Source organism: Tamlana crocina (assembly GCA_040429635.1).
Lineage (GTDB): Bacteria > Bacteroidota > Bacteroidia > Flavobacteriales > Flavobacteriaceae > Flavisericum > Flavisericum crocinum.
Genome location: CP158972.1, coordinates 2,149,261 through 2,164,333 on the forward strand (window position 1 = coordinate 2,149,261; position 15,073 = coordinate 2,164,333).

At 38.5% G+C, this 15,073-nt stretch carries 13 protein-coding genes and 1 pseudogene; 6 read left to right on the forward strand and 8 right to left on the reverse strand.

Translation table 11 applies throughout. The features are described 5' to 3' along the window. The first annotated feature begins 182 nt into the window (after nucleotides 1-182). Both ABI125_09515 and tnpA read left to right on the forward strand, forming a co-directional pair. A complete protein-coding gene (locus ABI125_09515; GenBank protein XCF04962.1) occupies nucleotides 183-1,211 on the forward strand; it encodes an AraC family transcriptional regulator in 1,029 nt (342 codons plus the stop codon). A gap of 120 nt (nucleotides 1,212-1,331) precedes the next feature. Then, a pseudogene (gene tnpA / locus ABI125_09520) lies at nucleotides 1,332-1,697 on the forward strand (IS200/IS605 family transposase). Between the two features lie 120 nt (nucleotides 1,698-1,817). Here tnpA and ABI125_09525 read toward each other — a convergent pair. Together ABI125_09525 and ABI125_09530 are read right to left on the reverse strand one after the other, a co-directional pair. Further along, complete coding sequence (locus tag ABI125_09525; protein XCF04963.1) at nucleotides 1,818-2,939, reverse strand: formylglycine-generating enzyme family protein; 1,122 nt, start codon at nucleotides 2,937-2,939, stop codon at nucleotides 1,818-1,820. A gap of 65 nt (nucleotides 2,940-3,004) precedes the next feature. After that, nucleotides 3,005-4,105 carry a heparan-alpha-glucosaminide N-acetyltransferase domain-containing protein gene (locus ABI125_09530; GenBank protein ID XCF04964.1) on the reverse strand — a complete coding sequence of 367 codons (1,101 nt, stop codon included), beginning with the start codon at nucleotides 4,103-4,105 and terminating at the stop codon, nucleotides 3,005-3,007. Nucleotides 4,106-4,194: 89 nt separating this feature from the next. Here ABI125_09530 and ABI125_09535 point away from each other — a divergent pair, with 89 nt between their 5' ends. The 4 genes from ABI125_09535 (at nucleotide 4,195) to acs (ending at nucleotide 9,787) form a co-directional block, all read left to right on the forward strand. After that, nucleotides 4,195-5,553: an alanine/glycine:cation symporter family protein gene (locus ABI125_09535; protein ID XCF04965.1), complete on the forward strand. Its 1,359-nt coding sequence runs from the start codon at nucleotides 4,195-4,197 to the stop codon at nucleotides 5,551-5,553. A 234-nt stretch (nucleotides 5,554-5,787) separates the two neighbouring features. Then, nucleotides 5,788-6,042 (forward strand): DUF4212 domain-containing protein, encoded by a 255-nt coding sequence (locus ABI125_09540; GenBank protein XCF04966.1) that lies wholly within the window; start codon nucleotides 5,788-5,790, stop codon nucleotides 6,040-6,042. 22 nt (nucleotides 6,043-6,064) lie between these two features. Continuing rightward, entirely contained in the window at nucleotides 6,065-7,762 is a 1,698-nt protein-coding gene (locus tag ABI125_09545; protein XCF07896.1) for a sodium:solute symporter family protein, read from the forward strand. 117 nt (nucleotides 7,763-7,879) lie between these two features. Next, the gene (acs, locus tag ABI125_09550; protein ID XCF04967.1) at nucleotides 7,880-9,787 is read left to right on the forward strand and encodes an acetate--CoA ligase; all 1,908 of its coding nucleotides are present in this window, start codon (nucleotides 7,880-7,882) and stop codon (nucleotides 9,785-9,787) included. A gap of 7 nt (nucleotides 9,788-9,794) precedes the next feature. Here the strand turns inward: acs and ABI125_09555 are convergent, their stop codons facing one another. From ABI125_09555 to ABI125_09580, 6 genes are all read right to left on the reverse strand, one after another. Then, nucleotides 9,795-10,457, reverse strand: coding sequence for a 3'-5' exonuclease (locus tag ABI125_09555; GenBank protein XCF04968.1), 663 nt, complete (start codon nucleotides 10,455-10,457; stop codon nucleotides 9,795-9,797). Between the two features lie 57 nt (nucleotides 10,458-10,514). Next, complete coding sequence (locus tag ABI125_09560) at nucleotides 10,515-12,434, reverse strand: DUF294 nucleotidyltransferase-like domain-containing protein (protein ID XCF04969.1); 1,920 nt, start codon at nucleotides 12,432-12,434, stop codon at nucleotides 10,515-10,517. A gap of 247 nt (nucleotides 12,435-12,681) precedes the next feature. After that, entirely contained in the window at nucleotides 12,682-13,296 is a 615-nt protein-coding gene (locus tag ABI125_09565) for a fumarylacetoacetate hydrolase family protein (protein XCF04970.1), read from the reverse strand. 170 nt (nucleotides 13,297-13,466) lie between these two features. Continuing rightward, entirely contained in the window at nucleotides 13,467-13,901 is a 435-nt protein-coding gene (locus ABI125_09570; protein ID XCF04971.1) for a universal stress protein, read from the reverse strand. 60 nt (nucleotides 13,902-13,961) lie between these two features. Further along, entirely contained in the window at nucleotides 13,962-14,561 is a 600-nt protein-coding gene (locus tag ABI125_09575; GenBank protein XCF04972.1) for a YdeI/OmpD-associated family protein, read from the reverse strand. Nucleotides 14,562-14,571: 10 nt separating this feature from the next. Further along, nucleotides 14,572-14,937, reverse strand: coding sequence for a nuclear transport factor 2 family protein (locus ABI125_09580; GenBank protein XCF04973.1), 366 nt, complete (start codon nucleotides 14,935-14,937; stop codon nucleotides 14,572-14,574). Between the last annotated feature and the right edge of the window lie 136 nt (nucleotides 14,938-15,073).

The window sequence follows — 15,073 nt, forward strand, 5'->3', positions numbered from 1 at the left end:
TCACCCAAATGTTAAGAATAGCAGCTTATACAGTAGTACTATGCTTTATTGCTTGGGGTACAGGTTTCTTTCTTTTTGGAGTAGATATGACGATCCACTTTTTATTGATTGATATAATTGTCCTCACCGTAGTAGCGGCATTAACGATAAACACGAAATTCTAAACCTTAAAATTTAATCTTATGAAAACGATATATTTAAATGCAGACACGATTGAAAAAACTTTTGAGCAACTTAAAACCAATATTGGAGGGGCTATACTAAAAGAGTCGAACGAGTATACTTTAGAAATAAGAAATAAATTTGGACAAGGAACAATACAGGGCGTAGTGCTATCTGGCGGTATTTCCTATATTGAATTTGATCTGAAATTTTATGACGATATTGCTATTTCTATTAACACCCCAAGAAAAAACCCTATCTATTTTGCATATTGTTATCAGGGTAGCCTAACCCATAGTTTCGGCATCGACGGTAAAAAAACGGAGTTACAAAGTTTTCAAACTGGAATTATTTCAAGTAAGCCAAAGGAGGAAAACGTGCTTTACTTCAAAAAGAATGAAAGACTTAATATTACATTAATCACTGTTCAAACATCTCGTTCTTCCAAAAAACCCATAAGCAATGATCTAAAAACAAAATTATACAACACATTCATAAAGGATGAGAGGTTGGAAAACTTTGTATATGTGGGGTCGCAAAACTTGAAGATTGCCGAAAAAATTCAGCAAATTCATGCCATTAGACAAAAAGGATTAGTAAGAACCCTTTTGATTCAAGGATTAGTTAATGTAATTTTAGCTCTTGAAATACAGCAACACGCCGACGACGAAAAAAACAGAAATCGACATCTTGGTATACTTACCACAAGCGAGATGAAAATCATCAAGCAAGTTTCGGAGTATATTGAAGAAAATTTCGATAGGCCATTATCTATATCATTCTTATGTTCACAGTTCGGTATAACAGCCTTAAAACTTCAGGAAGGCTTTAAGTTAATGCATGGCCGTACCGTTTCTACCCACATTAAGTGGGTGCGCGTTCAAAAAGCAGAAGAATATTTAAAACATACCGATATGAATATCTCTGAGATTGTTTATAGTATTGGTTTTTCAAGTAGAAGCTATTTTTCAAAAATTTTCAAAGAAAGCTTTAACTGTAGTCCGAGAGAATACAAAGAAGCCCAAAAAGTGCTACCCATATCAGCTTAATAAGCAAATGTGTGTTATTTAATCTAAAGAATTCCTCGTCAGCTTTCTGAGGGGTTTAGCAGAAAAGTTTGAAAAACGGAGAGTTTTACAAAATACTTTGAAAAAGTATATATTGGATTTATGAGTGAACATATCCACAAGCGACCTAATAAAAGCTTGCTGTTGTATCATGTAATTTATCCAATAAAATATAGGCATTCAATTTTGACTGACCGTGTTAATTCTAGTATAATAGCTTTAGTGTGTTCAGAGATAGAAAACAGATATGAGATCTATTTTATAGAGACAGGTTTAGATGAGAACCACGTTCATTTTTTAGTTCAAAGTATCCCAGTGTATTCTCCAAAAAAGATAGTTCAAACGGTCAAGAGTATATTGGCAAGGGAAATCTTTCGTCTTCATCCAGAAGTAAAAGAGCAATTATGGGGCGGTCAGTTTTGGATAAAAGGGTATTATGTAAATACGTTGGGTCAATATGCTAACGAATAAGTGATAAAGAACTATTTAATGAATCAAGGAAAACAAAAAGAAAATAAACAGATCCATTCAAGTCAATTGAGGCTGTTTGAATAATTGAGATACCGCGCAGCTTGCCTTGCTGTGGGGTCATTCATTTTTAAGCATATGTGGCGTTGCCACAGTTCTAAAGCCCATGTGGTCTGATCCAGAATCTATACTGTTTCCCATTTTGGCAGAAATCCTAAAACTGGCACAATAAGAGGCGTGGCATAAAAATGAGCCACCCTTAATAACATGTTCTATTTGATAAGGGTTATTGGGACTATAACTTTTTGCAGCACCCTTTGGGTTAACAATTGGTTTCGATGTATCTAACTCTTTATAATAGTTTACATTGAATAAATCGCTCGTCAATTCCCAAACATTGCCTGCCATATCGTAAATTCCAATATCGTTTGGCGGGTATGATTTTACCGGAGCGATAAATTCAAAGCCATCTTTAGGTTCGTTTTTAATGGGAAAAACCCCTTGCCACGTATTAGCATATTGGTTTAATAGGCTAGGGTCGTTACCCCAAGTAAAGGTGTTGTTTGCACTGTTACCTTGTGCAGCAGATTCCCATTCGGCTTCGGTAGGTAGTCTTCTATTGGCCCATTCGCAGTAAGCCATGGCATCTTCATATGCAATGTGAACGACAGGAAAATTTTCTTTACCCTCAATACTACTGCCAGGACCCTCTGGGTGTTGCCAGTTAGCACCAACTTTCCATGTCCACCATTGGCTATAATCGCCCATGTTCGCCACCTTATCTACATTCTTGTTGAAGATTAAACTGCCAGGTTGCAATACCGAGTCGTGTGGTTTTGGTGTTCCGGGGGGTAAATCTTTTTTCATTTCTTCCCAAATAATAGGTCGCTCAGCAATGGTTTTGTAACCAGTAGCGTCAACAAATTCTTTAAATTGCTTATTGGTGACTTCTGTAATATCTATAAAAAAACCATCAACGGTGACTTGATGGGCTGGTTTTTCACGGGGCATAGCAAATTGGTCTTCGGGCTTGGCGCCTTGGGTAAAAGTTTTCTTTTCAACCCATACCATGCCTTCGGGAGTGCTTCCTGGTTTAGAGGTTGGTGGTGACTCTAGATGAACTTCTTTTTCTGTATTGTTTGTTGAAGTTGTCTTTTTTGAGTTTTCCTGATTTTTACATCCAATAAAACCAACAGATAAAAGTACCACGGTAAATATGGAGGCAATGGATTTTTTTTTCATTATTTTAAATTCTTTAACGTTTTAATGATTGTCGATGGAACGTAAATTTAGTGGAAGAGGTTATGTTACCTTTTCCATTGAAGTTTCAGTTTATCAAAAAACTTTCTAACTAAATTGTAAACAAATGTATTGGTTTTTGCGTAATTAAACGAAAGGAAGCATACAACAAGTATAAATAAAATGGCCCCTACAATAGCTTCAGTTGCAGATAGGGATTGCTTTAAAAACCACTTGATGCCGTAACCGGTAAAACTTCCGTAGAGCAAAATAAAATGGATAACGTAAATAGACAAAGTCTTTTCTCCAATTTTTGCAATTATTGATTGTTTTAAAAACATTTCTAAAGCATAAAAAACTCCGAATAGCATAAGCACGTTGCCCAGTCGGGTAAACAGGTAATTGTAGTTGGCACTTAGCTTGAAGAGTTCAATATCAAAAACACTATAAAACTCCATTAAAAGCCAAGACGAATGGCCTATTAAAAAATACCCTGCCAAAAGAAAGGTGAGAATGGTTACGGCTTTAAATCGGAAGCGGTGCACATGCCTAAAAAACACAGTAGAGATAAAAGCCCCAAAGGCCGAATACCCGAACCAAGGCAAAATGGTAAATACCGAGCCGTTGGTTTTGCTCATATAGTTAGCTAAAAACAGAGGCGTGTTTTCTAAAGTTAGGTTTCTGTAAAGTGGCTCGGACAAAAAACAAACAAAGCCTATTAAAAATAACACCACCGAAAACACATAGCTATGTTTCTTAAAAACCAAATGAAGCAATACCAAAAAAATAAGGGACAAGCCAATGCACTGCAGTACATCGACTGCAAAAAAATAAGGGTTAAACTTGCCGCTAAGCCAACTAAAAACATTAATGCGCAAGCTATAACCAATACCAATTAGAAGCATGCCACGAAAAAGTCCTTTCTTTATCCTAGGCTTGTCGCAGCCCTTTTGGTGAGCCTTTAAAAGTAAATAGGAAAAAACAAGTCCGGAAATAGTGAAAAACGTGGGGGCGGTAATGCCTCGAAAATATGACCAAACGTTATAAGCTATATTTCCGTTGTCTCTAAAAATAGGAGCGAGCAAGGTATCGATAAAATGCCCTTGAAGCATCATCAAAATAGCAAATGCCCGCACGGCATCGATAAAATATAAACGGTTGGTCTGCAATACAAAGTTGGTTTGAATGCTTAAATATACTCTGAAATAATTGAAATGGTACGGCCCTAAAATGATATATTTATAAAATTTTACAGTTTATGGAAAAACTCATCGAAGCTTTTGCCAACTATGCTTGGGGGCTGCACTTGGTTATTTTGTTGATTGGCGGTGGTTTATACTTGTTGGTTTTATCGCGGTTTTTGCCGTTTCGGCATTTGGGTCTTGCCTTCGATGTGCTTCGAGGGAAATATGATGACCCCGATAACCCGGGTGAGATTTCACATTTTAAGGCACTTTCCACGGCTTTGGCATCTACCATTGGCATGGGTAACATTGCCGGTGTGGCGGTAGCTATTTCGGTTGGTGGTCCGGGAGCCATGTTTTGGATGTGGGTGAGTGCCATTGTGGGAATGGCTACAAAATTTTTCACTTGTACTTTAGCCGTCATGTATCGAGGAAAGGATAGCAATGGCGAGCTTCAGGGCGGCCCGATGTATTTTATCGTGGAAGGGTTGGGGCAATCTTGGAAACCTTTGGCAGTTATGTTTAGTGTTTTTGGCATGGTAGGAGCGCTTCCGGTGGTAAATGTAAATCAGTTGACTCAGGCGATAAATGACATTGTATTAATTCCAAATGGGGTTGAAGTCGGGTTAAGGTCTAACCTGATTTTAGCTGCAGTTCTGGTTACAGTAACTGCGGTTATTATTTTGGGAGGTTTAAAACGAATTAGCAATGCGGCCTCAAAATTAGTACCTTCAATGGTGTTACTATATTTTATGTTGGTTATCCTTGTTTTGGTTTCAAATTACCACTCGGTTCCGAAGTATATTATAATGATTTTTACCGATGCCTTTTCAGCGGAATTTTATAAAGGCGATTCTTTTTTCGGAGGTGTTTTAGGGGCTTTAATTTTATTAGGTATTCGTCGTGGTGCTTTTTCAAACGAGGCTGGTATTGGTACGGCACCCATGGCACATGGTGCAGCAAAAACAGATGAACCCGTGCACGAAGGTTTAGTTGCTATGCTCGGGCCGGTAATCGACACTTTAGTGGTTTGCACCTTAACCGCATTGGCTATTTTAGTAACTGGTGTCTGGGAAACCACCTCTGATAATGGCGTAAGCTTAACGGCTGCGGCATTCAGTTACGCTATGCCCAATTATGGTAGTTATTTACTTATGGTTTGTGTATTTGTATTTAGTGTGTCGTCATTATTTTCGTATTCGTATTATGGTACCAAATGCTTGTCGTTTTTAATTGGAGCCGATAAAAAGCACTACTATAATTATTTTTATATTTTAAGCATTATTGTTGCAGCAGTTTCTCCGTTTAGTGCCATGCTCAATTTAATTGATGGCGTTTTTGCGCTAATGGCCATTCCCACAATGTTGGCCACTATAAAATTAGCTCCAAGAGTGATGGTACAGATCAAAACTTATTTTAAAAATACAGTTTGAACCATTTTATTTTTAAATGGTGACCTGCAATTGATTTTAACAATCTAAATATTATATTAGCATTTTACGAAAGATTTTTTGTTGAAGTTCTTAAAAAATTTACTAAAATTTTATTGAAGTGTCTTTAAGGGGCGATTTACCGTTATACGGAAAACTGTTTCCCTGAAGCATTTTCTTTTTTGATTTATTGAATTTCGTACACCACAGATTGAACCACTAAAACACTAAACTAATATGACAAAAAACAAGGCAAAAGCCTACTGGAAAGAAAACATTAGGTATTTATTCATCCTTTTAACTATTTGGTTTTTCGTATCGTTTGGTGCGGGTATTTTATTAAAGGACACGTTAAACGAAATTAAACTCGGAGGCTTCAAATTGGGCTTTTGGTTTGCACAACAAGGCGCCATTTATGTGTTTGTAGTACTCATTTTTGTTTACGTTCGAATTATGAACCAATTAGATAAAAAGTATGGGTACGATAAGTAATTTTATAGCCTTGGCAGAAAGTATCGATGTGCAGAATTGGACCTACATCATCGTTGGAGTTACATTTACACTATATATTGGCATCGCCATTTGGTCTAGAGCAGGTTCTACAAAAGATTTTTACGTTGCTGGTGGTGGGGTATCGCCGCTTGCAAATGGCATGGCTACGGCCGCCGATTGGATGAGTGCGGCATCCTTTATTTCTATGGCTGGAATCATCTCTTTTGCCGGTTATGATGGTGCCGTGTATTTAATGGGATGGACAGGCGGTTATGTGTTGCTAGCACTATTATTGGCACCGTATCTACGTAAATTCGGAAAGTTTACCGTTCCCGATTTTATTGGCGACCGTTACTATTCCAACACTGCCCGATTGGTGGGCGTTATTTGTGCACTGCTGGTGTCGTTCACCTATGTCGCTGGACAAATGCGGGGTGTGGGACTGGTGTTTTCGCGCTTTCTGGAAGTGAATATTAATACCGGAGTGATTATCGGGATGATTATCGTTCTTTTTTATGCCGTACTTGGTGGGATGAAAGGTATCACTTATACGCAAGTAGCGCAGTATTGCGTGCTTATTTTTGCGTTTATGGTGCCCGCTATTTTTATTTCGATTCAAATGACGGGCAATCCTATCCCACAGTTAGGCTTCGGTAGTACTTTGGCCGATGGTTCAGGCACCTATTTATTGGATAAATTAGATGGACTCAGTACCGAACTCGGCTTTGCGGAATATACCGAAGGCTCAAAAGCTACAATTGATGTATTTGCCATTACCTTGGCACTTATGGTAGGTACAGCAGGATTACCACATGTTATTGTTCGTTTTTTCACAGTAAAACGAGTTAAGGATGCCCGAAAATCAGCCGGATTGGCATTGTTGCTCATAGCTATTTTATACACTACAGCACCAGCGGTTTCGGTTTTTGCTAGAACAAACATGATTGAAACGGTGTCGAACAAACCGTATAGTAATATGCCAGAATGGTTTAAAAAATGGGAAACCACAGGGCTTATTGCGTTTACAGATAAAAATAACGATGGAAATATTCAATATGTAGCCGACGAAAGTAAAAATGAATTGTTAGTGGATAACGATATTATGGTGTTAGCAAACCCCGAAATAGCGAAACTACCCAACTGGATTATTGCTTTGGTAGCTGCAGGTGCACTGGCCGCGGCTTTATCAACGGCTGCGGGACTGTTATTGGTTATTTCATCTTCCGTGTCGCACGATTTGATTAAAAAAATGATTAATCCCAATATTTCTGAAAAAGGGGAATTAATTGCGGCACGTTTGTCGGCAGTAATTGCCGTTTGCGTTGCGGGCTATTTTGGAATTAATCCGCCTGGGTTTGTCGCAGCGACCGTAGCTTTGGCATTTGGGCTGGCTGCAGCATCGTTTTTCCCAGCTATCATTTTGGGGATTTTCTACAAAAAAATGAACAAAGAAGGCGCCATTGCAGGAATGGTTGTTGGCATAACTACCATGTTGCTTTACATGATAAAATACCGTTTGGGGTGGTTTGATGATGCGGTACCCGATAAGAGTGAATGGTGGTTTGGCATTTCACCCGAAGGCTTTGGTACGGTAGCTATGGTACTCAATTTTATAGTATCTATAATTATTATGAAATTTACGCCTAACCCACCTGAAGAAGTGCAGGATATTGTTGAAAATATAAGAATTCCCAGTGGAGCGGGAGCAGCGACCCATTAATGGAATGAAAAATTGAGTTTAGCTATGCAGCCAAGTTGTTGGTAGAAAAAAATAAGAAAAGCGCGTTTTAATTTTTAATTTAGAGAACGCTAAACGATACAAAATAAAAGACAATTCATGAGTAATTATCACATTAAACACTTAGAAGAATATTACCAAGTTTATAGAAAATCAATACGTGAACCCGAAAATTTTTGGGAAGAAGTCGCTGAAGAGCACTTTATGTGGCGCAAAAAATGGGACAATGTATTAAGTTGGGATTTCAGCAAACCCGAAATCAAATGGTTTGAGGGTGCTCAACTGAATATTACCGAAAACTGCATCGATAGGCATTTGGCCACGCGAGGAGACAAAACTGCTATTTTGTTTGAACCTAACAATCCGGAGGAAGCATCAGAACATATTACATATAGTGAATTGCATAAACGTGTAAATAAGTTTGCCAATATATTGAAACAGCAGGGCATCAAAAAAGGCGACCGTGTTTGTATTTATGTACCTATGATTCCGGAGTTGGCTATTTCCGTGCTGGCTTGTGCCAGAATTGGTGCTATTCATTCGGTAGTTTTTGCCGGATTTTCATCTACCGCATTGGCCACCCGAATCAATGATTCCGATTGTAAAATGGTTATTACAGCCGATGGTTCGTACCGCGGCGCCAAAACCATTGACCTTAAAGGGATAGTAGACGAGGCCTTGAAGGGGTGCCCCGAGGTAAAAACCGTTTTGGTGGCTAAGCGCATTAACTCAGAAATTTCAATGAAAGCAGGTCGCGACCAATGGCTGCAACCGCTTTTGGATGAAGCTTCAGACGATTGTAAAGCTGAGGTAATGGATGCCGAAGATCCGCTTTTCATTCTTTATACTTCCGGTTCTACCGGAAAGCCCAAAGGGATGGTGCACACCACAGCCGGTTATATGGTTTATACGGCTTACACCTTTAAAAATGTGTTCCAATACAGGGAAAACGACGTGTATTGGTGCACGGCCGATATTGGGTGGATTACTGGGCACAGCTATATTGTTTATGGTCCGTTGGCCAATGGGGCTACTACCGTAATGTTTGAAGGCGTGCCGAGCTATCCTGATTTCGGGCGCTTTTGGCAAATCGTAGAAAAGCATAAAATCAATCAGTTTTACACCGCTCCAACAGCCATTCGTGCCTTGGCTAAACAAGGTGTCGAGTTGGTTGAAAAATACGATTTATCGTCATTAAAAGTGTTGGGCAGTGTAGGTGAACCTATCAATGAGGAGGCTTGGCACTGGTATAACGATGTGATTGGTAAAAACAAAAGCCCTATTGTAGATTCGTGGTGGCAAACCGAAACCGGAGGGATTATGATTACGCCAATTCCTTATGTTACACCTACAAAACCCACCTATGCCACCTTGCCATTTATTGGCATTCAACCTGCGTTATTGGATGAAAGTGGCAAAGAGTTAAAGGGCAACCAAGTGGAAGGGCGTTTATGTATTAAATTCCCGTGGCCCTCTATTGCACGTACCATTTGGGGCAACCACGAACGTTATAAAGAAACCTATTTTTCGGCTTACGAAAACAATTATTTCACAGGAGATGGTGCCATGCGTGATGAGGTGGGGTACTATCGTATTACGGGTAGGGTAGATGATGTGATTATAGTGTCCGGACACAACTTAGGAACAGCACCTATTGAAGATGCCATTAACGAGCATCCAGCAGTAGCCGAATCGGCCATTGTAGGCTTCCCGCACGATATCAAGGGCAGTGCGCTTTACGGATACATTACGCTCACCAATCCAGGGGAATCGCGAGACCATAATAACCTGCGTAAAGAAATTAATCAGTTAATTTCAGACCGTATTGGGCCTATTGCCAAGCTCGATAAAATACAGTTTACGCAAGGCTTGCCAAAAACGCGTTCGGGTAAAATTATGCGACGCATTTTACGTAAAATAGCCAGTAAAGACACCAGTAATTTGGGCGATACCAGTACGCTATTGAATCCGGAAGTGGTTCAGGATATTATGGATAATGCTTTGTAATTTATATTTATCTATTCAACAAATAACCCCAATTAAGATGTTTTCTTTTATCTAAACGAGCCAATATTTTTAAAAATACCAAAGCCGTGATAAGCGCATCGCCAGTGGCGGTGTGCCTATCTATAGGTTGAACGTTCAGTTCGCTGCATAAATAATCTAATGTATAGGGTTTGGTGTTGTCTTTATAGATTACATGTAACGACTTTTTGTAAAGAACACCAGTATCAATAAAATTGTTTTTTAGTTTTCCTAGGCCATGCCTTAACAACATGTTATTCATCATATCCCGGTCAAAACTGGCATGATGGGCAATTAAAACGGCATCTTTTATATAGTCCAAAAATAGCTTTATCCCTTCGAGTTCTGATATTTTTTCTTCGGAACCGTTGCGTATAATACCGTGTATTTTTACGGTTTCGGCTTTAAAAACATCTTGTTTTAAATATACTTCTAAAGTGTCGTTCACCGGAATGGTTTTTCCAATGATGGCCACTGCACCAATCGATAATACCCGATCTTCTATTTTATCGAATCCTGTCGTTTCTGTATCAAAAGCTACAAACCGGGTGTTCTCGATGTCGCCTTTCTTCTTTTTCTTAAAGTGGGCTAAATAATCCAACCAAAAATCGGGATACTCCTTTTTCTTTTTAAAAAACCAATTCCATGCCATGTTTCTGTTTCAGTTTTAGAGTTTTGTTGTTTGTTTTCGGTTTAACACGCTATGGGTTTATACAAAATTTTTTAAATCGAAACGGACTTTAAGCACTTCCTGAATATCATGGATGGGCTTAAAACAGCGTCTCAGTTTCAATTGCTCTTCTTTGGTGAGGGTTTCTATTTCAATGAATTTGCCCGTATTGTTGTGCAAAAAGCCCTGCTTGGTTTTAAATTTCGATAAGGCTTTAAATGCGTATGCACAAGATTGATAAAGTTCTTTGTTGTTATAATCAATGTCGGCTAGTTTTTCAAAACGCTCGGCCGTGTTGTTGACCCCTTTTATTTTATTTTGTAAAATGAGCAGTCGGGCCGCATCCACCAACGGCATAATAGCACGGTTTTTAATATTGAAAAGATCTTTTTGTTGGTTGTCTTTTTCAACGGCAAATTGCTTGAAAAAACCTAATGGCGGTGGATTTTTCAAGGCATCGCGGCCCAAAAATTTAAAAAACATCGAGGTTTTTTCGAGGGTTTCATAAATGGAATCAGATAGTTCGTTTACCAAACTTTTTTTCCCATAAACATGACTAAAATCGAAAAAGATGGAAGACAGCAATATGGCTTTGTCGTCGGTATTCAAAATCCAATCGCCAAATTGGGCTTTCCAATCGGTGATGGTTTTGCACCAGTCGGGGTTGCTGGCCATCATACCGGCTTCGCAATATTCAAAGCCTATTTTGTTTAACGACTTGCTAACCAGTTTCCCAAGTTCCACAAAATAATCTTGCGTTTCTTGGTGTTTTTCCTCAGGAACGTCCTCAAAAATAATGGCATTATCTTGATCAGTAAACAATAATTGTTCTTTTCTCCCTTGGCTGCCCAATGCAATCCAAGAGAATTTTACTGGTGGCTTTTTAGGCATTTTCTTTAGTGCAATTTCAACCGCACGAACGGTAACGGCGTCGTTAATTTGGGCAATAATTTTTGTAATATGGCCAATGGGCATATTTTGCTCCAAATAACTTTTTAATAAATGATTGGCCTTAAGCCTTGCCGCCCTGAGTTTTTTGGTGCGTTTGGCTCGTTTTATTTCCTTTAAAATAACGGATGGCGTGTTTCCCAAAGTGGCCAAAACATCATGATGGGTGAGCACCCCAATGAGTTTGGAGTTTTCGGTGCCGTCTTTAGTGATGCACAAATGCCCAATGTTATACTGAACCATTTTTAATTGGCCTTCGGCAACGGTTAAATCTCTTTTACAAGTGATTACAGGCGTACTCATAATATTTCCTACATTGGTGTCGATGGGAAAAATGCCCGTGGCAATTTTGTTTTTAATGTCGCTATTGGTAATGATTCCTACGGGTTTATCATTGTCGTCAACCACAATAATGCAACCAATTTTATGATTTTTCATTTTTATGGCGGCCTCTTTTAAAGTGGAATGGTGATGACAGGTTATGGGATTCTTGGTATAATTTGCTGTTTGAAAATACTCAATGTCTTTTGAGGTATTGGGCAAATAATCCACGAAAATTTTACTGTTTTCTTCAGCCGTATAGGGGTCGAAGGTATTCGTGGCGAAAGCCGTAATCAAGAATTTATAAACATTCGTATTGTCCGCACTTACCCGACGAAAAATATTAATAGGAATTGCATAAACAATGGATTCTTCGTTGGCTTTGGCCGTTAATTTATACGACTCTTGTGCAATGAGCGGACGAAGCCCAAAAAGGTCGCCACCATCACTAATATTTACCACAACCTGTTCATTTTCGTTGGTGGTGTGGATTAAGGTTACCGCTCCATTTCTTACTATATAAAACACATTATTGAACGGGTCGCCCTTTTTAAAAATAGTGTCACCTTTTTCCAAATAAACGATGGAAACTTCCGTTGAAATTTTCAGTAAATCGTCGGCTTTTAAATGGTTGAAAGGCGGGAAGTTTTTTAAAAAATCGTAAACGCGATAAGCAATGGAATTATTCATGTAGTCTTTTTGATATTGTAGTTGGAGTGAAGCTTTTTATAGTAATCGTTAATTGTAGATGGTTATGGATTTCTATAAATTCGTCAGTTCGAGTGGATTTTTCGATTGAAAATGAGAAAAAGTTTTATCGAGAATTCGAATTTTTCAACCCAAAAAGTTCTCGATACAATTCCTTATGGCTTCGGAATCAATCGAACTGACGCCAAAACTATATATCATGTTCAAAATCCATAACAGATTGTTGATATTAAACCATTTTAAAATCTAAAAGCAGATCGCCTTCAATGGAGGCTTGTATGTGGTCGCCTTTATGGATTTCTCCCGTTCCAGAGGCTGGCGTACCTGTAAAAATAAGGTCGCCTGGCTCTAAAGTCATGAATTTTGAAGTGAATGCAATAATATCGCTAAAATTGTAAATCATCAAACAGGTGTTTCCAACTTGTTTTTCTTCACCGTTTATAACCAAATTAAAGTTGATGTCGTCTAGTTTTGGAAAGTTGGAAACCGGTTTAAAACTTGAAATCGGAGCTCCGCCATCAAATCCTTTTCCTAAATCCCATGGGCCTTTATTTTCTCTACTGGCATTAAAAATATCTTTTGCCGTAAAATCAATGCCGATACCAATTTCCGAAATAAAAGAAGCGGCATTATCCAAACTAATATCTTTTCCTTTTTTACCAATTTTAACCACCAATTCCGCTTCATAATTCAATTGTTTAGTAAAACTCGGGTAGGCTACATTATCGTTGTTCTTTACAAGGCTTGATTCCGGTTTAGAAAATATAATCTGGTTTCCGGTTTTGTTGGCACTGATTTCATCAGGATTAGAAACATAGTTTTTGCCAATAGCAAGTATTTTCATGTTATTTTTAGTTTAAAGTTAGAAGTGTAAAATTAGTAAATTACCCAATTAAAATGGATATAAAAGTAGTAACCTGAATTGGTGCCGATGCTCACTGTCCGTTGCTATAAAGAAATACGTTGGAGAGCCATGGTTATGAAATCATAGTGTGATTTGGAGAAGACCGAGTTTTAACTCAATGGAACAATCAGCACAGGTATTTTAGATTCCTGAATAATTTGTTTGGAAACACTCCCTATAATGGCATTGTACAAAAAGCTGTGATCGTTGTAACCGGCAATGATGAGGTTGATGTTTAATGAGTTGGCTTTTTCCATGATGGTTTTAACCGTAGCCCCTTGAATGAGCAATGCTTCGGCGTTTAGTCCGCTTTCTTTTAGGGCGGCACTGTACTGCTGGATTTTTTTATGTTCGTCCCACAATTCATTGGCCCTTAAATCGCGTTCATGCTGTGGGCCGACTTCATAACCCACAAAGTCTGGATTGGGAGCAGCAATATGGAGCACCCATATTTTAGATTGGAATTTTTCGGCCAATTCGGTGGCTTTGTCGAGCAGAATTTGTTCGTTTCCGTCAAAATCTATGGTGACCAGAATGTTTTTCATTTTAATTAAAATTAAACCACTATTAAGTTACAAAATTTTAAGGATTTTGGAGTGAACGATTCAGCAGTTTTTGTATTTGTCGTGCAAGCCAACACCATTTAAAATCATGGGTGTTATTTTGATGATGCGACTTTGTTTGGTAGCATCGCGTTTGGCCGATTCGATGTGTTCACAATATTCGCGCTGTTTGCCAGGCGTTAAGTTTTTAAATGCTGTTTTTAGTTCGCCATTTGCGTTTAATGCTTGTTGCAGTTCCCTCGGAACAACGGTTTTCTTTTTACTTCGGTTGGGTTTCAGTTCTTTGCCCAACTTTTGATTGTCTATCGCTTCCTTAACATAGGCCAATACCATGTTTTTGTCAATATTGTCTATTGATTCAAAGCGCATTTGCCTCAAGGCTTTGGTTTTGTTTTCTTGGGCATTGACCAAAACATTGTGCGCATCCTTCAAAAATACCCCGTTAAAAAACCAAATACCGAAATGGTTTTTAAAAGCGCCCAAACCCAAAACATTTTTGCCGTTTACGGTATAAACGGGCGCTCCCCATTTTATGGTTTCTTCAACGTCTGTGGTGGTAATAATATCCCTTAAAAGTGTTAGAGATTCGCTGTATTTACTGTGTTTTTCAATGTATTCTTCAACTGCAGAAGTTTTCTCCATATTGCTCTATTTATTGTTCCATAGAATAGAAAAACTGTTCGTTAACAATTTTTCCGCCTTTTACTTCAAAAACACCCAGTTCTTCCATTTGCTGGCGTCCACGGTCTTTAAAAGTAACATCGAAAGTCATTTTGCTGGTAAAGTGGTTTTCGGCCACTACGGGATCCGAAATGTTGCCTCCGTGGAATTCTTCAACATTATCCAACCATTGTTTGCTTTTGTTCCACACGTTTTGCTTACCGCTAACTTGCTCTTCGGGGTAACCCGGCATTTCCTTGCTTACAATATCATCGGCATACAGTTGCTCGATACATTCTAGGTTTTTGCCCTCTCTGCACATTTGTGCCCACTGGTTTGCTACGTCTTTTGTACTCATGATTTTTAGTTTTTTTAGTTGACTCTTAAAGTTACTAAAAAAAGTAATGTGTTTGCGTTAAGGGATTGTTAGGGTTTTCAAAAATGAAATAGCTTCATTGTTATTCGGTTTAAAAGTTTTTGTTCGGGTAAAGCTA

What these genes read in the sequence shown, in the direction of transcription:
- ABI125_09565 (XCF04970.1), bottom strand. Translation starts at nt 13,296, where the DNA reads ATGAAAATACTTGCTATTGGCAAAAACTATGTTTCTAATCCTGATGAA.
- ABI125_09555 (XCF04968.1), bottom strand. Translation starts at nt 10,457, where the DNA reads ATGGCATGGAATTGGTTTTTTAAAAAGAAAAAGGAGTATCCCGATTTT.
- ABI125_09535 (XCF04965.1), top strand. Translation starts at nt 4,195, where the DNA reads ATGGAAAAACTCATCGAAGCTTTTGCCAACTATGCTTGGGGGCTGCAC.
- ABI125_09515 (XCF04962.1), top strand. Translation starts at nt 183, where the DNA reads ATGAAAACGATATATTTAAATGCAGACACGATTGAAAAAACTTTTGAG.
- ABI125_09560 (XCF04969.1), bottom strand. Translation starts at nt 12,434, where the DNA reads ATGAATAATTCCATTGCTTATCGCGTTTACGATTTTTTAAAAAACTTC.
- ABI125_09525 (XCF04963.1), bottom strand. Translation starts at nt 2,939, where the DNA reads ATGAAAAAAAAATCCATTGCCTCCATATTTACCGTGGTACTTTTATCT.
- ABI125_09575 (XCF04972.1), bottom strand. Translation starts at nt 14,561, where the DNA reads ATGGAGAAAACTTCTGCAGTTGAAGAATACATTGAAAAACACAGTAAA.
- ABI125_09570 (XCF04971.1), bottom strand. Translation starts at nt 13,901, where the DNA reads ATGAAAAACATTCTGGTCACCATAGATTTTGACGGAAACGAACAAATT.
- acs (XCF04967.1), top strand. Translation starts at nt 7,880, where the DNA reads ATGAGTAATTATCACATTAAACACTTAGAAGAATATTACCAAGTTTAT.
- ABI125_09580 (XCF04973.1), bottom strand. Translation starts at nt 14,937, where the DNA reads ATGAGTACAAAAGACGTAGCAAACCAGTGGGCACAAATGTGCAGAGAG.
- ABI125_09540 (XCF04966.1), top strand. Translation starts at nt 5,788, where the DNA reads ATGACAAAAAACAAGGCAAAAGCCTACTGGAAAGAAAACATTAGGTAT.